General features: G+C 71.7%; 11 protein-coding genes. 8 read left to right on the plus strand and 3 right to left on the minus strand.

Features of this window, described 5'->3' with window-relative positions; translation table 11 throughout:
• Positions 1 to 25: 25 nt before the first annotated feature.
• Positions 26 to 2119: a prolyl oligopeptidase family serine peptidase gene (locus B042_RS0104005; RefSeq protein ID WP_051415454.1), complete on the minus strand. Its 2094-nt coding sequence runs from the start codon at positions 2117 to 2119 to the stop codon at positions 26 to 28.
• A 285-nt stretch (positions 2120 to 2404) separates the two neighbouring features.
• Here B042_RS0104005 and B042_RS0104010 point away from each other — a divergent pair, with 285 nt between their 5' ends.
• The 4 genes from B042_RS0104010 (at position 2405) to miaB (ending at position 8593) form a co-directional block, all read left to right on the plus strand.
• The gene (locus B042_RS0104010) at positions 2405 to 3448 is read left to right on the plus strand and encodes a TAXI family TRAP transporter solute-binding subunit (RefSeq protein ID WP_028647166.1); all 1044 of its coding nucleotides are present in this window, start codon (positions 2405 to 2407) and stop codon (positions 3446 to 3448) included.
• A gap of 2 nt (positions 3449 to 3450) precedes the next feature.
• The gene (locus B042_RS21875; protein ID WP_081748589.1) at positions 3451 to 3978 is read left to right on the plus strand and encodes a DUF1850 domain-containing protein; all 528 of its coding nucleotides are present in this window, start codon (positions 3451 to 3453) and stop codon (positions 3976 to 3978) included.
• 52 nt (positions 3979 to 4030) lie between these two features.
• Entirely contained in the window at positions 4031 to 7036 is a 3006-nt protein-coding gene (locus B042_RS21880; RefSeq protein WP_051415455.1) for a TRAP transporter fused permease subunit, read from the plus strand.
• Between the two features lie 90 nt (positions 7037 to 7126).
• Entirely contained in the window at positions 7127 to 8593 is a 1467-nt protein-coding gene (miaB, locus tag B042_RS0104025; RefSeq protein ID WP_028647168.1) for a tRNA (N6-isopentenyl adenosine(37)-C2)-methylthiotransferase MiaB, read from the plus strand.
• Positions 8594 to 8626: 33 nt separating this feature from the next.
• On the opposite strand, the gene miaA is transcribed toward miaB, so the two are convergent.
• A complete protein-coding gene (gene miaA / locus B042_RS0104030; protein WP_028647169.1) occupies positions 8627 to 9640 on the minus strand; it encodes a tRNA (adenosine(37)-N6)-dimethylallyltransferase MiaA in 1014 nt (337 codons plus the stop codon).
• A 113-nt stretch (positions 9641 to 9753) separates the two neighbouring features.
• On the opposite strand from miaA, the gene B042_RS0104035 reads away from it, so the two are divergent.
• The 4 genes from B042_RS0104035 to B042_RS21885 all read left to right on the plus strand — a co-directional run bounded on the left by B042_RS0104035 (position 9754) and on the right by B042_RS21885 (position 18022).
• Positions 9754 to 10971, plus strand: coding sequence for an RNA-guided endonuclease TnpB family protein (locus B042_RS0104035; RefSeq protein ID WP_028647170.1), 1218 nt, complete (start codon positions 9754 to 9756; stop codon positions 10969 to 10971).
• A gap of 265 nt (positions 10972 to 11236) precedes the next feature.
• Positions 11237 to 17047 carry a type I polyketide synthase gene (locus B042_RS0104040; protein ID WP_028647171.1) on the plus strand — a complete coding sequence of 1937 codons (5811 nt, stop codon included), beginning with the start codon at positions 11237 to 11239 and terminating at the stop codon, positions 17045 to 17047.
• On the plus strand, positions 17047 to 17517 hold the full coding sequence (locus tag B042_RS0104045; RefSeq protein WP_028647172.1) for a thioesterase family protein: 471 nt from the start codon (positions 17047 to 17049) through the stop codon (positions 17515 to 17517). Before B042_RS0104040 ends, B042_RS0104045 begins: the two co-directional genes overlap by 1 nt.
• A 1-nt stretch (position 17518) precedes the next feature.
• Positions 17519 to 18022 carry a flavin reductase family protein gene (locus B042_RS21885; protein ID WP_036553843.1) on the plus strand — a complete coding sequence of 168 codons (504 nt, stop codon included), beginning with the start codon at positions 17519 to 17521 and terminating at the stop codon, positions 18020 to 18022.
• Positions 18023 to 18101: 79 nt separating this feature from the next.
• Here B042_RS21885 and B042_RS21890 read toward each other — a convergent pair whose 3' ends face one another.
• Positions 18102 to 18764, minus strand: a complete 663-nt coding sequence (locus B042_RS21890; RefSeq protein WP_036553844.1) for a TetR/AcrR family transcriptional regulator — start codon at positions 18762 to 18764, stop codon at positions 18102 to 18104.
• Positions 18765 to 19384 lie beyond the last annotated feature (620 nt).

Raw genomic sequence — 19384 nt, forward strand, 5'->3', positions numbered from 1 at the left:
CCGGGCCGGCCGGAGGACCGTCCGCTCAGGGCCGGGCCGTCGCCCCTTCGGCGGTGCCGTTCTCCTCGGTCTCCGCCTCTCCGGGCGGGTTCGCTTCGCTGTCTTCGCCGGTGTTCTCCGGCTCCGGTGCCGTGTCGGGTCCGGGGCGCGGCGGGGGAGGCTCGGTGGACAGGGTGAGCGGTGCCACGTCCGTGTCGAAGCCGAACACGTGGGCGTAGAGGGCCAGTTCCGCCTCCAGCGCCCGCACGCGCGACTCCGCGGAGCGGAAGCCGTGCCCTTCGCCCTCGAACTCCAGCAGCGCGTGCGGGACTGCGCGCTCGCCCAGGGCGGTGGCCATGGCGTGGGCCTGGTCGGGGGTGACCACGGGGTCGTCGGTGCCCTGGAGCAGGAGGACGGGGACGTCGATCTCCGCGGTCCGGTTGATCGGGGAGCGCTCCTTGTAGCGTTCGGAGAACCCGGGCAGGGTGCCCACGAGCGAGTCCAGGAAGCGCGACTCGAAGTCGTGGGTGGTCTCGGCCAGGGAGAGCAGGTCGGCGACGCCGAAGTAGGACACCCCGCAGGCGAACGTGTCGCCGGTGAGCGAGAGCAGGGCGGTGAACCCGCCGGCGCTGGGGCCGCGGACGGCCAGCCGCCGGGGGTCGGCGATGCCCTGCTCGACCAGGGCGCGGGCGACGGCCGCGGTGTCCTCCACGTCCACCACGCCCCACTCCTTGCGGACCCGCGCGCGGTAGGAGCGCCCGTAGCCGGTGGAACCGCCGTAGTTGACGTCGACGACGCCGATGCCGCGGCTGGTGAAGTAGGCCTTGGCGAGGTCGAGTTCGTGGGTGGCGTGGGAGACCGGGCCGCCGTGGGCCCACACGACGTAGGGGGCGGGGCCCTCGGCGGCGGCCTCGGGGTGGGTGGGCCGGTACACGTTGGCGTGCACGCGGGAGCCGTAGCGGCCGGGGAGGGTGACGTGTTCGGGGACGGGCAGGTAGGCGGCCTCGGGCACGCTCTCCAGTGATTCGCGCAGGACCTCGACCCGTCCGGAGTCGGGGGTGAGGCGGACCAGGCACTGGGGCCGGGTGGCGGAGGCGGCGAGTGCCACGACGGTCCGTCCGTCGCCGTCGATCTGGGACCAGGAGGTGAGGTCGGTGGCGACGGGGGCCAGTTCCAGTGTGTCGGGGTCGTAGACGCTCGGGGTGAGGTCGCCGGTGCCGTGCAGGGCGACCACGCGGCCGGAGTCCAGGACGGTGAAGGAGCGGTGTCCCAGGCGGCCGGGCGGGGCGTGGAACTCCTCTTCGGCGGGGTAGAGGGCGATGGCCTGGCCGTGGATGCCCGCTTGGTAGAGGTTCCAGTAGCCGGGCCAGTCGGAGGCCAGGTAGAGGGTGTCCGCGTCGGCCCAGGTGGGGGAGAGGACGGACTCGTCGGAGCTTCCCTTGAGCCGGAACTCGCGGGTGATGCCCTCCTCGCCGAGGGTGGCGAGCCGGAGTTCGGTGCCGTCCCAGGGCATGAGGGGGTGGTTCCAGCGCACGTAGGCGAGGCGGTTGCCGTCGGGGGAGGGGACGGGGGAGGCGTAGAAGTCGGCGCCGGAGACGAGGACGCGTACGGCGGAGGGGTCGTGGGAGGCGCGGCCAGAGAGCGGTACGGCGACGATCGACCGGTGGACCTTGTCGCCGGTGTGCTCCTCGCGGACGCAGAACAGGTGTTTGCCGTCGGCGCTCAGGGCGGGGTCGGCGTAGCGCAGGGCTCCGGGGGCCTCGGGCTGGGGGGTGAGGGGGACGGGGACGGTCGCGTCGTGCTCCAGCAGGTAGAGCCGCTGGTCCTCGGCGTTGGCGAAGGCGATGCCCATGTGGGTGAGCGCCTTGTCGTCGCGTCTGGGGACGGGGAGGTAGGACCGGCCTCCGTATTCGTGGACCCGGGTGCCGACCCCCCAGGGAGCGCGGAGCAGTTCGGCCACGGTGCCGTCGGGGGCGCGGCGCATGACGGTGGCGCGTCCGCCCTCCTCGGGGCGCTCCTCCTCCCACCAGATCTCGTCGCCGACGACGGAGGGGAAGGCCATCCGGCGTACCCCGCGGGCGACGTCGTCGGCGCTGATGGGTGAGGGCCAGGTGCCGTGAGGGATCGACAGGTCAGACATGTCCCTCTCAGGTAAGGGTCGTGGGTGAAGAGTTGACATACCGACCTTAGTGGTCATCCGGTGCTTCCGGGGAGGCTTGAGGCGGTGGTGTACGCATGTGATTCCGACCCCGTCCGGCTTCCGCCCATTGTTCTTCATTTGTGACTGCTGTGACTTCGAGGTGAACGGGAGGGCGTTCTATGCTTTCGCGGACGTCACATGGTGACAACGGGACCGGGTCTCAACGCGGCCACAAGCCGTGGGAGGCGGTCCCGCCACCGCAGACTTGCTAGAGAGGAAGCCAGGATGAGCGTGGGACGCAGGACCGTGCGTGCCTCGGCGGCGATCGCCTTGGCCGGTGTGGTCGGTCTGTCCGCTTGCGCGGCACCCGAGGACACCGAGGGCCCCGGCAGCGGCGGAGGGGAGGAGGAGACCACCTTCCTCCAGCTCGCGACGGGCTCCACCGGGGGTACCTACTACCCGCTCGGTGGTGAGATCGCCCAGCTGTGGGGCGACAATATCGAGGGCATTCAGGTCGACACCTTCGCCACCGGCGCCTCCGTGCAGAACATGCGCGTCCTGGAGGGCGCGGTCGAGAACGAGGGCGAGTCGATCGACCAGAGCGAGCTGGTGATGGCGATCAACGGCGTGGCCAACCAGGCCCTGGCCGGTGAGGGCCCCTTCGCCGACGAGCCGCTCGCCAACCCCGGTGACATCCGGGCCCTGGGCAACATCTACCCGGAGGTCATGCAGGTCGTCGTCAGCGCCGACTCCGACATCGAGTCGATCGCCGACCTGGAGGGCATGAACGTCGAGATCGGCCCGCCCGGCAGCGGTACCGAGGTGGCGGCCCGGGCGATCCTGGAGTCCTACGGCCTGGACCCGGACGAGGACATCAACGCCTTCGACAGCACCTTCGGCGACGCGGCCACCGCGCTCGGCGACGGCCAGGTCGACGCCGCGTTCGGCATCCTGTCGGTTCCCGCCGCGGGCATCGTCGAGGTCTCGGCCAGCAACGACGTCCGGCTCCTGCCGCTGGACACCGAGGAGATCGAGTCCGGTCTGATGGCCGAAGACCCGAGCTACAGCATCCTGGAGATCGCGGGCGGCACCTACAACGGCCAGGACGACCCGGTGAACACGCTCACCCAGTGGGCGACGCTGTACACCACGTCGGCGCTGGACGAGGACACGGCCTACGAGCTGGTCCGCGTGATGTACGAGAACGCCGGTGACATCGGCCACGACGTCGGCAGCCAGGTCCTGCTGGAGACGGCGATCGACGGTCTGGGCGACGTCGAGCTGCACCCGGGCGCTCAGCGCTACTACGAGGAGCAGGGGATCCTCTGACGATGACCTTGTCGCGCAGGGCCGCCCGGTGGACGCCGGGCGGTCCTGTGTTTGTCGCGGTGCTGCTGGGGTGCGCGCTGCTCCTCACCGGTTCCACGGACACGGCGAGCGCCTGGTTCTGTGTCCGGGTGGTCGGCGAGGACCGGCCGGTCCTCAGCGTTCCGGTCCGGGTCGGCGACCTGGTCGGGCTCGACCACACGCACTCGGTGCACCGCCGCCCGGTCACGGAGGTCTACTCCGTCTCCCCTGCGGCGGGGCTGGCGATCGAGGAGCTGCGGGCCGACGCGCACGGTGCCAACCTCCCCTCGGGGCCGGAGACGGTCGACGGTGCGACGAGCACGTTCGCCCGCGACGGTTCGGGCTACCGGGTCGACCACCACGGCCGGCCGCTGGGGTCGGTGCGGATGGTCGTGGGGACCGCCGACGTCGACCACCGGCTCACCTTCGAGGGACGGACCGTCCGGCTTCTGGACCTGGTGGGTCCGGGGGCGGGGGTCGAACTGTACGTGCAGACCCATCCGGGTGGGTGAACCCGGCGGGAGACGTGGGGGCGATCCCCCACCGACGATGAGGATGAGGGTGATGACGACCGATCCCAAGGGCGCCGGCGAGTCCGGTGCCGCCACCACCGCCGGCGGGGGAACCGCGGGCGGCGGGCTCGACGAGCGGGCACTGGAGAGTATCGAGCACGACATCGAGGCTCTGGAGAAACACGACTTCACCGACGACACCGGGGTCGAGCAGGTCCGCGGGGACCTGCGCGCGGTGTGGCGCTGGGGGGTGTTCGCCGTAGCCCTGGCCCTGGCCGTGTTCCACCTGTGGACGGCGTTCACGCAGACCCTGCCGCCGTTGCAGCAGCGCTCCTTCCACCTGGCGCTGGGGTTGGGGCTGGTGTTCCTGCTCTACCCTGCCAAGGAGCGCAAGGAGGGGCCGCACGGGCCCTTCTACGGCGCCGTGATGGCCTTCAGCGCCCTGCTGGTGGCCTATGTCTTCGTCGGGGTGCTCTCCGGGGAGAACGCGAGCCTGTACCTGTACCTGCCGCAGGCGGTGTTCGGCGGTCTGGCGGCGGTGCTGCTCGCGGGTACGGCGTTCTACCTCTGGCGGACGCGCGCCTCGGCGGCGGCCTCGCGGGCCCAGACCGGGGCGGGTGCGGTGCTGCTGGCCGGGACGGCGCTGGTCTCGGTGGACCTGGTCACCAGCGACGCGGGCGGCGGGTTCTTCTGGCTGCCGATCCTGGGCCTGGTACTGGTGGTGGCGGCGATCGCGGCGGCCGTGGTGCTGCTGCGCTTCCCGTCGGTGCTGCCCGGGTGGCTGTGGCCCCTGGTGAGCCGGTGGGGCCTGACCGCCGCCGGCTTGGGGGCGGTCCTCTACATGTGGCTGGCCGGCGTCGCCGACTGGAACGTGCTGGGTCCGGCGGTGGCGATCCTGGTGCTGGTGCAGGGGGCGCGGTACGTGCCCTTCACGGTGTGGGGGATGCCGCTGTTCGACGCGGTGCTGGCCGGGCTGGGCCTGTTCGCGGGCCTGTACATGTTCGTCAACTACGAGCAGATCACGCGTACGGTCGGCATCCTCAACCCGACCTACGTGATGGTGGGCACGGTCGGCATCCTGCTGATCCTGGTGGCGGCCTCGCGGGTGCTGGGCGCCGCTCTGGTGGTGCTGGCCAGTGCTTTGGTGGCCTTCGCCTACTTCGGGCAGGCGATGCCGGGGTTCCTGCGCCACCGCGGCTCCAGTGTCGACCAGATCGTCACCAACCTGTACGTGAGCACGGAGGGGGTGTTCGGGACGCCGCTGGGCATCTCGGCCACGTTCATCTTCCTGTTCATGATCTTCGCGTCGATGCTCCAGCGCACGGGTATGGAGCGGTTCTTCACCGATCTGGCGCTGGGCGCGACGGGTTCCTCGGTGGGCGGTACGGCCAAGGTCGGTATCGTCACGAGCGCCTTCTCCGGCACGATCACCGGGAGTTCTGTGGCCAACACCGTCTCCAACGGCGCGTTCACCATCCCGATGATGAAGAAGTCGGGGTACAAGCCGGAGTACGCGGGCGCGGTCGAGGCGGCCTCGTCCACGGGCGGGCAGATCATGCCGCCGATCATGGGTGCGGGCGCGTTCATCATGATCGAGTTCACCGGGGCGAGCTACCAGCAGATCCTGACGGCGGCGGCGATCCCCGCAGTGATGTTCTTCGTCTCCCAGTACGTGGTGGTGCACTACGACGCCAAGCGGATGGGGATCGGCGGGCTGCCCAAGGAGATGCTGCCGAACCTGCGGCGGCTCCTGCTCACGCGCGGCTACCTGATCGCGCCGGTGGTGGCGATCTTCGCGCTGCTGTCGATGGGCTTCTCGCCGATGTTCTCGGCGATGGGCGCCGTGGTGGCGACGGTGGCGGTGAACCTGGTCACCCAGCTCGTCGCGGCCCCCTGGGAGCGGGTGGACGGGAGGCTGCGGCGGCGTTCGCTCGGCGACATGGCCGGGACGGCGGTCCGTCTGTCGCTGCCGATCGCGGTGGCCGCGGCCGCGGCGGTGGGCGTGGTGTTCCTGGCCGGTCTCATCGGCGAGGCCACGGAGCTGAACCGCGGCATGGTGGCCCTGGTGGCGACCGCGGCGCTGACGGTACTGGCCATCGCGGTGATGCTGCTCTTCGGACGCTGGAAGGCGAGCGGTGAGGACCAGCTCAACCTGCACTCGTTCCTGGACGGCCTGGTGGGCGCGTCCCGGCTGGCCATCCCGATCATCGTGGCGTGCGCGGCGGCGGGCATCATCGCCGGGGTCATCACCACCACCGACCTGGGGCTCAAGCTCAGTGACGGGCTGCTGGGCATCGCCGAGTCGATCAGTTCGGCCCTGGCGTCGCTGCTGACGGCGGTGGCGGCCTCGCCGGTGCTGGCGTGGACCGGTGCGGGCGCGGGCTTCGGAGCGGAGGCGGTCGCCTCGATGCGCGTCGACCTGTTCCTCATCCTGTTCATGTCGATGCTGGCCTGCCTGATCCTGGGGATCGGGCTGCCCACGACCGCGAACTACGTGATCACCGCGACCCTGGCGGCCCCGGCGATCATCGCGGTCCTCCAGGGGGACCTGGAGACGCGCACACTGGCGATGCTGCTGACGGCGCACCTGTTCGTGTACTACTTCGGTGTCCTGGCCGACATCACCCCGCCGGTGTGTCTGGCGGCCTACGCGGCGTCGGGGATCTCCGGGGGCGATCCGATCCGTACCGGGTTCTACTCGATGCGGATCGCGGTGGCGGCGTTCGTCATGCCGTTCATGTTCGCGTTCTCGCCGGAGCTTCTGCTGCAGGGCGTGGGCTGGGTCGGCGGGGCGGTGGCCGCGGTGTCCGGTGTCCTGGGCGCGGCCATGGTGGCGCTGGGCCTGGTGGGGTATCTGGACCGGAGACTGTCCTGGTACAAGCGGCTGGGCCTGGTCGTGGGCGGTCTGCTCCTGGTCTCGGCGAGCTGGGAGACCAACGTGGTCGGCCTGGTGCTGATCGCGGCGGTCATCGGCTACGAGAAGGCGCGGTCCGGCCGCGGCGGGCGCCGGAGCGAGGGCGCTCCGGCCGAGGAGGTCCCCGCCGCCGTGGGCGAATAGGGTCCGCATCCCGGGGTCCGTGCCGGACGGCACGGACCCCTCTCCGCGCGGCGGTAGCCTGGAGCGGTGAGCCAGAGTCGTACCTATCAAGTGCGGACCTACGGCTGCCAGATGAACGTCCACGACTCCGAGCGCCTCTCCGGTCTGCTGGAGGACGCTGGGTACGCGCGCGCAGCCGAGGACACCACCGCAGACATCGTCGTCTTCAACACCTGTGCGGTCCGTGAGAACGCCGACAACCGCCTCTACGGCAACCTCGGGCACCTGCGTCCGGTCAAGGACGCCCATCCGGGGATGCAGATCGCCGTGGGCGGCTGCCTGGCGCAGAAGGACCGCGGTGAGATCGTGCGCCGCGCGCCCTGGGTGGACGTGGTGTTCGGCACCCACAACATCGGTTCCCTGCCCGCCCTGCTGGAGCGCGCCCGCGTCCAGCGGGAGGCCCAGGTGGAGATCGCGGAGTCGCTGGAGCACTTCCCCTCCACACTGCCCAGCCGCCGCGAGTCGGCGTACGCGGCGTGGGTGTCGATCTCGGTGGGCTGCAACAACACGTGCACGTTCTGCATCGTTCCGGCACTGCGCGGCAAGGAGCAGGACCGCCGCCCCGGCGACGTCCTGGCCGAGATCCGCGCCCTGGTGGCGGAGGGGGTCAGCGAGGTGACCCTGCTGGGGCAGAACGTCAACGCCTACGGCAGCGGCTTCGGCGACCGGCAGGCGTTCTCCAAGCTGCTGCGCGCCTGTGGCGAGGTCGAGGGCCTGGAGCGGGTCCGCTTCACCTCCCCGCACCCGCGCGACTTCACCGACGACGTCATCGAGGCGATGGCCGAGACCCCCAACGTCATGCCGCAACTGCACATGCCGTTGCAGTCGGGGTCCAGCAAGGTGCTCAAGGACATGCGCCGCTCCTACCGCCAGGAGCGCTTCCTGAACATCGTGGAGAAGGTGCGCGCGGCGATGCCGCACGCCGCCATCACCACCGACATCATCGTGGGCTTCCCCGGCGAGACCGAGGAGGACTTCGCCCAGACGCTGCACGTGGTCCGCCGGGCGCGGTTCGCGATGGCGTTCACCTTCCAGTACTCCAAGCGTCCGGGGACCCCTGCGGCGACGATGGACGGACAGGTGCCGCCGGAGGTGGTCAAGGAGCGCTACCAGCGCCTGGTGGAGCTCCAGGACGGCATCTCGTGGGAGGAGAACCGGAAGCTGGTCGGCCGCGAGGTCGAACTGCTGGTCACCGAGGGCGACGGGCGCAAGGACGGCGAGCACCGCCGCCTGTCCGGCCGCGCCCCCGACAACCGGCTGGTGCACTTCTCCGTGGGCGGGGGCGAGGAGCCGCGCCCCGGTGACACGGTGACCGTGGAGGTCACCTACGCCGCCCCGCACCACCTGGTGGCCGACTCCGGGGTACGGGATCTGCGCCGCACCCGCGCCGGGGACGCCTGGGCGGCGCGCAACGGTGCGCCGGCCCAGGGGAGCGGTCCGGACGTACTGCTGGGCATGCCGGGGGTGGGGGCGCCCCCCGCGCCCGCGGAACCGGTGGGCGGCTGCTGCGACGCCTGACCCGGTCCGGGGCCGCCGGGCGCGGCCCCGGCCTCATCCGGAGGTGTCGGTGTCCGCGTAGCGGCCGGTGGGGTGCAGGGTGGCGATGTCCACCAGGGTGGCGTCGGCGTCCGGCCGGGGGGCGGTCATGGCCGCCTGGACGTGGGCGAGCGCGCGCTCGGTGAGGTCGGGGGCATCGTAGGGCAGCCAGTGCACCCGGGGGTCGCGGTGGAACCAGGACTCCTGGCGGCGGGCGAACCGCCGGGTGGCGCGCGCGGTGTCCTCGCGGGCCTCCCGCTCGGTCAGTTCCCCGTCAATCTGGCGCAGCGCCTGTGCGTAGCCGAGCGCGCGGGAGGCGGTCCGGCCCTCGCGCAGCCCGTGGTCGGTCAGGCCGCGCACCTCGTCGACCAGGCCCCGCTCCCACATGCGGTCCACCCGTAGGCCGATCCGCTCGTCCAGGTCCGGTCGGGGGGCGGTCAGCCCGACCTGTGCGCACGGGTAGAAGGGGGTGTGGTCGGGCAGCCGTGCGGTGAAGGGGCCGTCGGTGAGTTCGATGACCTCCAGGGCGCGCACGATGCGCCGTCCGTTGCCGGGCAGGATGGTGCGGGCCGCGGCGGGGTCGAGCCCGGCGAGGCGGGCGTGGAGCGGTCCGGGCCCGGTCGCGGCCAGTTCCGCCTCCAGCCGGGCGCGTACCGCCGGGTCGGTGCCGGGGAACTCCAGGTGGTCCAGGACGGCGCGCACGTACAGTCCGGAGCCGCCCACCAGGACGGGGAGGACGCCGCGGGCGGCGCACTCCTCCACCTGGCCGCGGGCCATCGCCTGGTAGCGGGCGACATCGGCGGTCTCACTCACCTCCCACACGTCCAGGAGGTGGTGGGGGACGCCGCGCCGCTCCTCGCGGCCGAGTTTGGCGGTGCCGATATCCATACCGCGGTAGAGCTGCATGGAATCGGCGTTGACCACCTCGGCGCGCGTCCCGGTGCGCTCCTCCAGGCGGAGGGCCATCTCGACGGCGAGGTCCGACTTGCCCACAGCGGTCGGGCCGACGACCGCGATCATCTTGATCATGGGGTTGTTGGGCGTGGAGACCCCGGCCTTCAGGCCGGGGAGGAAACGCCCTCTCCTTCCTGTCATGTGCTTACCAACGAACCAGTGGAATGTGAGCTGTGGCGGGGAAGACCGTGAAACGGGCGTTCACGTACCGCTTCCACCCCACCCCAGCGCAGGCAGCGGAGCTGTCGCGCACGTTCGGGTGCGTCCGCCTCGTCTGCGACAAGGCCCTCGCCGCCCGCACCCGGGCCTGGTACCAGCGCCGGGAACGGGTGAACTGCAACGCCACCCCGGCCGTGCTCACCGCCTGGAAGAGGACCGGCGAACTCTCCTTCCTCACCGAGGTGTCCAGCGTCCCGCTCCAGCAGACACTGCGCCACCTCCAGGGCGCGTTCGCCGGCTTCTTCGCCGGGCGCGCCCGCTCCCCCCGGTTCACGTCGCGCAAGAAGTCCCGCGCCAGCGCGGAGTACACCCCCAGCGCGTTCCGCTACCGCCATGGCCGCCTCACCCCGGCCAAGAGGGCCGACCCGCTCGACACCGTCTGGTCGCGCCCCCTGCCCGAGGGCGCGCGGCCGTCCACGGTCACCGTTTCGCGTGACGGCGCGGGCCGCTGGTTCGTGTCCCCGCTGTGCGAGGACACCGTCCATGCCGACCCCGCGCCCCGCGAGGTGGTCGGTGTCGACGCCGGGATCACCTGCCTGGTCACCCTGTCCACGGGGGAGAAGGTGACCAACCCCCGCCACGAGCGGGCCGACCGCGCCCGCCTGGCCAAGGCGCAGCGGGAGCTGGCCCGCAAGGCCGAGGGGTCGGCCAATCGGGACAGGGCCCGTAAGAAGGCCGCCCGTGTCCATGCGCGGATCAGCGACCGGCGGAGGGACTTCCTCCACAAGCTCACCACTCGTCTCGTCCGCGAGAACCAAGTGGTCGTGATCGAGGACCTGACCGTGCGCACCATGGTCAAGAACGGGAAACTCGCCCGCGCGATCTCGGACGCGGAGTGGCGGGAGCTGCGGTCCATGCTGGAGTACAAGTGCGACTGGCGGGGGCGGGAGCTGGTCGTGGTGGACCGGTTCCTCCCCTCCACCCGGCTGTGCTCGGCGGCGGACTGCGGGTATGTGAACGGGAAGATGGCGTTGAACGTGCGTGAGTGGACGTGTGCGCGCTGCGGCGCCGTGCACGACCGGGACGTGAACGCGGCGCGCAATCTGGAGGCCGCCGGGCTGGCGGCCGTGGCCTGTGGAGCCGGTGTGAGACCTCAACGGGAGTCCTCCCGGACGGGGCGGCCGGCGGTGAAGCAGGAAGGCCGCGGGGCGACCCGCGACGGGGCCCTGGCCCCCAGCCGCCGGTAGGCGGCTGCCGGAATCCCCCTCGTTCACGAGAGGGAGTAAGTCAACACCCCACCCTACGCACGCCGTGGGCGGCCCCGCGCCGGTTCGGCCCTGCGCGGCCGCTGAGGGGCACCGGCGCTTCCGCGTCCATATCAATGATCACGGTGTTATGGAATAGCTTTTCCCCCGCTTCGCACAAACGGAGAAGACGGGCTCCGTGATTCGTCGCATGATTGATGGTGCTCCCGGATTTCGGGATATCTGTTAAATCACGTTTGGGCGCGGTATGAAAAAGAGCAGAATAGCAGTCGTCGGCATCGGGCTCTGCTATCCCGACGCCAATTCACCAGTGGAGTTGTGGGACAACGTTCTCGCAGGCCGTCGGGCTTTCAGGCGGCTGCCGGACGAGCGGATGAACCTGGATGACTACTGGTCGGAGGATCCGTCCGCGGAGGACCGCTTCTACTCCAAAAAGGCGGCGGTGCTGCGTGGATTCTCCTTCGACCGGGTCCGTTACCGGGTGTCGGGGAGTTCCTTCCGGTCCACGGACATGACGCACTGGCTCGCCCTCGAAACGATGTCCCGTGCCCTGGAGGACGCGGGGTTCCCGGAAGGGGCGGGCCTGCCCCGCGCGGCCACCGGCGTCGTCATCGGCAACAGTTTGACGGGTGAGTTCTCCCGGGCGAACACCATGCGCCTGCGCTGGCCCTACGTGCGCCGCACGGTCGCCTCGGCGCTGCTCGACCACGGGTGGTCGGAGGAGGACGCGGACGCCTTCCTGGCCGACCTGGAGCCGTCCTACAAGGCGCCCTTCCCCCGTATCGACGAGGACACGCTCGCCGGGGGGCTGTCCAACACCATCGCCGGCCGGGTCTGCAACCACTTCGATCTGGGCGGCGGCGGGTACACCGTGGACGGTGCCTGTTCGTCGTCCCTGCTGTCGGTCTCCACCGCGGCCAACGCCCTGGCCTCGGGGGACCTGGACGCGGCGCTCGCGGGCGGGGTCGACCTGTCCATCGACCCCTTCGAGGTGATCGGCTTCGCCAAGACCGGTGCCCTCGCCACGGGGGAGATGAAGGTCTACGACAAGGACTCCAACGGCTTCTGGCCCGGGGAGGGCTCCGGCGCGCTGGTGCTCATGCGTGAGGAGGACGCGCTGGCCCAGGGCAAGCGCGTCTACGCGGTCATCACGGGCTGGGCGGTCTCCTCCGACGGCAGCGGCGGGATCACCCGGCCCGAGGAGAGCGGGCACCGCCGCGCCCTGGAGCGCGCCTACGACCGGGCGGGGTACGGGATCGAGACGGTCGGCTACTTCGAGGGGCACGGCACCGGTACGGCTCTGGGCGACGCCACCGAACTGGCCGCGCTCGGCGGCGGACGCTCCGACGCCGACCCCTCCGCGCCGCCCGCCGCGCTCGGCACGATCAAGGCCAACTTCGGCCACACCAAGGCCGCGGCCGGGGTCGCCGGGCTCATCAAGGCGGTCCTGGCCGTGCACCACCGGGTCATCCCGCCCGCCACCGGCCACCACGACCCCCACCCCCTGTTGGAAAAGGAGTCGGCGCCGCTGCGCGTACCCGACCGGGCGCTGGCCTGGCCCGAGGGCCGACCGGTGCGCGCCGGGGTGTCGGCGATGGGGTTCGGCGGGGTCAACACCCATGTCACCGTCGAGGCGGCGCCCGGGAGCCAGGGGTCCGGTGTGACCGCCCGGGTCCGCGAACTGGTGTCCGGACGCCAGGACGCTGAACTGCTGACCGTGGCCGCCGCGGACCTGCCGGCCCTGCGCGGACGGTTGGCGGAGACCGCGCAGGTCCTGGACAAGCTGTCCTACGCCGAGCTCACCGACCTGGCGGGCGCGCTCGCGGCCGATCCCGGTGAGGGCTCGGCCCGTGCCGCGGTCGTGGCCTCCTCGCCCGAGGAGGCGGCACGGTCGGTGCGGGCCCTCGTCGAGCGGATCGACGCGGGGGAGAACGAGGTCGTCGCCCCGGCTCTGGGGATGTTCCTCGCCCACCGCACCGCGCCGCCCGCCATCCGCTACCTCTTCCCCGGCCAGGGGTCGGGCAGCGGCCGCACGGGTGCGTTCCGGCGCCGCTTCGCGCGCGCCGAGGAGGTCCTGTCCTCGGCGGGGCTGCCCGAGGGCGGGGACCAGGTGGCCACCGAGGTGGCCCAGCCACGGATCGTCGCCGGCTCCCTGGCGGCGCTCGCCGTCCTGGGCGATCTCGGTGTCAGGGCCGACGGGGCGACCGGCCACAGTCTGGGCGAGCTGACCTCCCTGCACTGGGCGGGCGGCCTCGGCTCCGCCGAGGTGCTCGACCTGGCGGCCGCGCGCGGCCGGGCCATGGCCCGGGCGGGCCGCGGCGACGGCGCGATGGCCGGACTGTCGGTGGCGCCGGAGCGGGCGCGGGCGCTGGTCGCCGATGAGCCCGACGTGGTCGTCGCGGGCTACAACGGCCCCGAGCAGACGGTGGTCTCGGGGCTCGCAGAGGCGGTGGACCGGGTCTGTGAGCGGGCGCGCGCCGAGGGGGCCACCGCCACCCGGGTGAACGTCTCGCACGCCTTCCATTCGCCGTTCGTGGCACCCGCCGCGGAGGTGCTCGACGCAAGGCTCGCCGAGACCGGGTTCACCCCCCTCGCCCCGGGCGTGGTCTCCACGGTGACCGGCGCGGAGCTGGGCGCGGACACCGATCCGCGCGCGCTGCTGCGGGAGCAGATCGTGCGCCCGGTGCGTTTCCAGGAGGCGCTCACCCGGCTCGCGGACGGCGCGGACCTGCTCATCGAGGCGGGCCCGGGGCGCGTCCTGACGGGTCTGGCCGCCGCGGCCGTCCCGGACGTCCCGACCCTGTCGGTGGATACCGACGCCGCGTCGCTGCGGCCCTTCCTGGCGGTGGTGGCCGCGGCCTACGCCCTGGGCGCGCCCGTGGACGTGCGGTCGCTCTTCTCCGGGAGGCTGGTCCGCGAGTTCCCGGAGGAGTTCGAGTTCTTGACCAGTCCGTGCGAGACCGCGCCGGGCACCTCGGTGGGGCGCACGGACGGCGCGGTGCCTGCGGTGGCCGCGGACGGTGCCGCGTCGGGCGCCCCGACGCCGGAGGGCGCAGACACGCTGGGACTGCTGCGCGCTCTGGTGGCCGAGCGGGTCGAGCTGCCCGAGTCCATGGTGGGCGACGGCATGCGGCCGCTGGACGACCTGCACCTCAGCTCCATCACGGTCGGCCAGGTCGTCAACGAGGTGACACAGCGCCTGGGGCTGCCCCCGATGGGCGCGACCTCGGGCTACGCCACGTCGACCCTGAGCGAGCTGGCCGAGACGATCGACGCGCTGGCGGGGACGGACGACGGCAGGGGGGCGTCCGGGCAGGCGCCCGGTGTGGCCTCCTGGGTCCGGGCCTTCGAGGTCGACCGCGTCGCCGCGGACGTCCCCGAGGCGGCCGTGCCCGCGGCGGCCGGGGACGGAGGCGCGGGGTGGAGCGTGTACTCCTCGCCCGGCCACCCGCTGGCCGAGCCGCTGCGCGAGGCGCTGGCGGGGCTTGGGGACGGCGTCCTGCTGTGCCTTCCCGCCGAGGGGGGCGAGCGGCTGGTCGGCACGTTCCTCGACGCGGCCCGATCGGTGCTGGCCTCCGGTGAGCGGACGCGGTTCGTCGTGGTCCAGGGGCGGCGCGGCGCGTCCGGCGTGGCCAGGACCCTGCACCAGGAGCTCCCGGGGGTGACGACTACCGTGGTCACCCTCCACGACCCCGAGCCGGGTGCCCACGAAACGGTCGCGGAGGCGGTGCACCGGGTGGCGGCCGAGGCCGCCGTGACGGCGGACGCCGCCTACACGGAGGTGTACTACGACGCCGGGGGCCGACGCACGGTGCCGGTGCTGCGCGCGGTGCTCCCCGAGGGTGAGGGGGAGGCTCCCCCGCTCGGCCCGGAGGACGTGCTCCTGGTGACCGGCGGGGGCAAGGGCATCACCGCGGAGTGCGCCCTGTCCCTGGCCGCCGAGTACGGGACCGCACTCGCCCTCCTGGGGCGTGCTTCGGAGCAGGAGGACGCCGAGCTGGCCGCCAACCTGGAGCGGATGGCGGCGGCGGGCGTGCGCTTCCGGTACGCCCGTGCCGACGTGACCCGGCCGGAGGAGGTCCAGGGCGCGGTGCGCCGGTTCCAGGAGGAGCTGGGCACCGTCACCGCGGTCCTGCACGGGGCCGGCCGCAACGAGCCCACCGCGGTGGGCAGCCTCACCGAGCCGGCCTTCCGGAACACCCTCGCACCCAAGACGGGCGGTCTCGGAGCGGTCCTCGACGCCCTTGACCCGGATCGCCTGCGGCTGCTCGTGACCTTCGGCAGCATCATCGGCCGGGCCGGGCTGCGCGGTGAGGCGCACTACTCCACCGCCAACGACTGGCTCACCGAGATGACCGTCGAGTACGGGCGCCGGCACCCGCACACGCGGGTGCTGGCCCTGGAGTGGTCGGTGTGGTCCGGCGCGGGGATGGGCGAGCGCCTCGGCGTGGTCGAGGCCCTGATGCGCGACGGCATCACCCCCGTGGCGGCGGAGGAGGGGATCGCGCTGCTGCACCGGATCCTCGCCGACCGCTCGGTGGGCCCGGTCCTGGTCGTCAGCGGGCGTACCGGCGGTCTGCCGACGCTGGCCACCCAGGCGCGCGAGCTGCCCCTGGGCCGTTTCGTGGACCGCGTGCTGGTGCACTACCCGGACGTGGAGCTGATCACCGAGGCCACCCTGACCTCGGTGGACGACCCCTACTTGGACGACCACCTGCTCGACGGCGACATGCTGTTCCCGGCCGTGATCGGTATGGAGGCGATGACCCAGGTCGCCGCCGCCGTGAGCGGGCACGAGGGTCCGCCGGTCATGGAAGGGGCGCGGTTCCTGCGTCCCGTCGCGGTCCGGCCGGGGGGGAACACCACCGTTCGGGTGGCCGCGCTGGTGCGCGACGCGTCGACGGTGGAGGTGGTCATCCGCAGTGAGGAGACGGGCTACGACGCCGACCACTTCCGTGCGCTCCTGCGCTGGCCCCGTCCCGACCGGGTGGATGAGGCGGGTTCCGAGCAGGCCGCGGCTCCCCTGCTGCCTGCGGTGGCGATCGACCCCGGGGAGATGTACGGGGACGTGCTCTTCCAGGGCAAGCGGTTCCGCCGACTGCTCTCCTACCGCAGGGCGAGCGCCCGGCACGTGGTCGCGGAACTCGCCACGACCGCGCCGGGCGACTGGTTCGGCTCGTTCCTGCCCCAGGACCGGCTCCTGGCAGACCCGGGGGTGCGCGACGCCGCCATGCACGTCCTCCAGGCGTGTGTCCCCGACGGCACCCTCCTGCCCGAGGGGGTGGACCGGATCGTCCTGGCGCGGCCGGAGGACCAGGAGTCCGACTGTGTCCTGCTGGAGGCCCGCGAGCGCTTCCAGGAGGGGGACTCCTACGTCTACGACGTGGACGTGCGCGACCCCTCCGGCAGGACGGTCGAACGCTGGGAGGGCCTGCGGCTGCGCGCTGTGCGCCGCAGCGGCGGTGCTGGGCCGTGGGTGCCCGCGCTGCTCGGCTCCCACCTGGAGCGGGAGTTGGAGCGGGTGCTCGGCGGCTCCAGGGCCGTGGTGGTCGATCCGGTGTCCGGTGACGGGCCGCAGGAGCGGCGGGAACGGTCCGAGCTGGCTTTCGGCCGGGCTCTGAACCAGCCGGTGCGGGTGCGCCACCGCCCCGACGGGCGGCCCGAGGTTCCCGGCGCGGTGGTGTCGGCCTCCCACGGTGGCGGCCTCACCCTGGCGGTCGCGGGGCAGGGGCGCCTGGCCTGCGACGCCGAGACCGTCCGAGAGCGCTCCGAGCCCGAGTGGGACGGGCTGCTCGGCCCGGACGCGGCATCGGTGCGGCACCTGGTGGCCAAGGAGGCCGACGAGTCCGTCCACGTCTCGGCGACCCGCGTGTGGGGGGCGCTGGAGTGCCTGCGCAAGGCGGGCGACACCGGGCGCGCGCTGACGCTGGAGCGGGTCCTGGACCACGGGTGGGTGGTCCTCGCCGCGGGCGGGGTCCGGATCGCGACTTGGGTGACCACGCTGAACGGAGACCCCGACCCGGTGGTCTTCGCCGTCCTGGACGGAGGGGAGAGCTGATGTCCGACTACTACGAGATCCGCCACACGGTCGGTTTCGAGGAGACCAATCTGGTGGGCAACGTGTACTACGTCAACTACCTGAGGTGGCAGGGGCGCTGCCGGGAGCTGTTCCTCAAGGAGCGCGCGCCCGGTGTCCTGGCGGACGTGCGCGGGGACCTGAAGCTGTTCACGCTCCGGGTGGACTGCGAGTTCTTCGCGGAGATCACCGCCTTCGACGAGCTGTCCGTGCGGATGCGGCTGGGGGAGCTGACCCAGACGCAGGTGGGGTTCTCCTTCGACTACGTCCGGCTGGACCCGGAGGGGGAGACCCTGGTGGCCCGCGGGTCGCAGCGGATCGCGTGCATGAGGGGGCCGAACACGGCGACCGTGCCCACCCGGGTTCCGGAGGAGCTGCGCGCGGCGCTGGCCCCGTACGCGACGGACGGGGCGGTGCCGACGGTCGGGTCCGGCCGAGGGGCGGTGGTCTGACGTGGTGGATCTGCGCCGGGTGATGTCCACGTTCGCGACCGGGGTCACGGTGATCACGGTCGGGGGGGACACCCCCCACGGGATGACGGCGAACGCCTTCTGCTCGGTCTCGCTCGACCCTCCGCTGGTCCTGTGCTGTGTGTCCGGAACGGCGCGGCTGCACAAGGCGGTCGTCTCCGAGGGCCACTTCGCGGTGTCGGTGCTGTGCGCCGAGCAGGAGGGGACCGCCCGCTACTTCGCCGACCGCACGCGGCCGGAGGGGCGTGAGCAGTTCGCCTCGGTGGAGTGGTTCCCCGGGCCGGGGACGGGAGCGCCGCTGGTCGCCGACGCGCTCGGCTGGTTGGAGTGCGAGGTGACGGAGGAAATCGTGGCGGGGGACCACTCGGTGTTCGTCGGCCGTGTCCTGCACGCGGTCACGGGACCGGACCGGTCGGCGCTGCTGTTCCACGGGGGCGCCTTCCAGGGACTGGGCACCCCGCGGGCGGCGGGGCGCGTGGCCGGGTGAGGCCTGGGCGGGGGCCGGCTCTCGCACACGGTGTGTGAGAGCCGGCCCTTCGCCGTGCCGGGACCGGCCTCCCGCGGCCTCACACCGGTTTGGTGCTCGCCGGGCCCAGGCGCCGTGCGGAGGCGGTGACGGAGCGCTCGGCCCTCTCCGGGGTGTCGCCGCATCCGACCATGAGCGCGATGAGCTGGTCCTCGAAGCAGCGGTCGGCGTCGTAGGGGGTGAGGAGGTAGGAGCCCAGCTGCAGTGTGGTGAGCCCGTGGACCGAGATCCAGAGCCGGTGGGCGACCAGTTCCGGGTCGGCCGGGCCGAAGCGGGACAGCGCCACGCAGCGGTGCACGCACTCGGTCACGTGGCGGAGGGTGTAGCGGCCGTGCTGCCGGTCCTCCTCGGAGAGGCTGAAGCCCGAGATCGAGCAGCCGCCGAACATGACCGGGTACAGGTGCTCGTTGTGTGTCGCGTTGGCGCGGAAGGCCCGGCCCAGGAGTGCCAGGTCGCAGACGGGGTCGTCTGTGGCGCGGACCCGGGACAGGCTCTCCTCCAGACGGGCGAAGCCCTCGCGGACCATGGCGTGGATCAGCCCGCCGATGCCGGAGAAGTGCGTGTAGACGGCCATGGTGGAGCTGCCGGACTCCCGCGCGATCCTGCGGGTGGAGAGGGACTGGGGGCCCTCCTCGGCGAGCAGCCGGGCGGCGGTGTCGATCAGGGAGACCCGCAGACGCGGGTCTGACTTGCGGGGACTCATGGGACCACTATCGGTTCTCCCCGCTGGTCCCCTCTACTCGTGTTCGGTCTTTTCAGCATGCCCTGGACATGGTCACGGGAACGTCCGTCTCTTATTGATCCCGGGTTTTCATGGTGCATCGATTTTATTTTCCCTGGTGGAAGTCTTTCTATGTCTTCCGAGATGGATCCAGCTTCACTAGAGAAGAATATACTTCCCCGATTTCAGAGGCTTTAATCCTTTTTTTCGAAGAGGTTCAATGTTGCTAGAGTGTCTTGTGTGACTCATGTGGCTACGTGTCGGTGTCCTGGGCTCTCTTTTTGGGGTGGGCATGTGTGGGTCAAGGTGGCGGGGACTCCGTTCCTATTGAAATCATGTTCGATATTTTTGGTGTGATTTCTGACCTGGTGCCGCAATTATGAAGATGAAGGGTGGGGGGATTGGTGTGACGATGGGCTGGTGTCAGTGTCGAAGGGTGAGGTGATGGTGGCAGCATGGAGCCCCGTCTACTCATCCGGACGAAGAATGACTACGGAGTGTGATTGCATAGAATTCCATTGCTTCGGTAATGCTTTCCGGGAGAATCCATTGAGTTTTATGGTTGCTGGAAAGCGAAATGGTGTTCCATGCCCCCCTTGATT

The sequence above is a fragment of the Nocardiopsis sp. CNT312 genome (assembly GCF_000515115.1).
Lineage (GTDB): Bacteria > Actinomycetota > Actinomycetes > Streptosporangiales > Streptosporangiaceae > Nocardiopsis.

What these genes read in the sequence shown, in the direction of transcription:
- B042_RS0104005 (WP_051415454.1), bottom strand. Translation starts at nt 2,119, where the DNA reads ATGTCTGACCTGTCGATCCCTCACGGCACCTGGCCCTCACCCATCAGC.
- B042_RS0104010 (WP_028647166.1), top strand. Translation starts at nt 2,405, where the DNA reads ATGAGCGTGGGACGCAGGACCGTGCGTGCCTCGGCGGCGATCGCCTTG.
- B042_RS21875 (WP_081748589.1), top strand. Translation starts at nt 3,451, where the DNA reads ATGACCTTGTCGCGCAGGGCCGCCCGGTGGACGCCGGGCGGTCCTGTG.
- B042_RS21880 (WP_051415455.1), top strand. Translation starts at nt 4,031, where the DNA reads ATGACGACCGATCCCAAGGGCGCCGGCGAGTCCGGTGCCGCCACCACC.
- miaA (WP_028647169.1), bottom strand. Translation starts at nt 9,640, where the DNA reads ATGATCAAGATGATCGCGGTCGTCGGCCCGACCGCTGTGGGCAAGTCG.
- B042_RS0104040 (WP_028647171.1), top strand. Translation starts at nt 11,237, where the DNA reads ATGAAAAAGAGCAGAATAGCAGTCGTCGGCATCGGGCTCTGCTATCCC.
- B042_RS0104045 (WP_028647172.1), top strand. Translation starts at nt 17,047, where the DNA reads ATGTCCGACTACTACGAGATCCGCCACACGGTCGGTTTCGAGGAGACC.
- B042_RS21890 (WP_036553844.1), bottom strand. Translation starts at nt 18,764, where the DNA reads ATGAGTCCCCGCAAGTCAGACCCGCGTCTGCGGGTCTCCCTGATCGAC.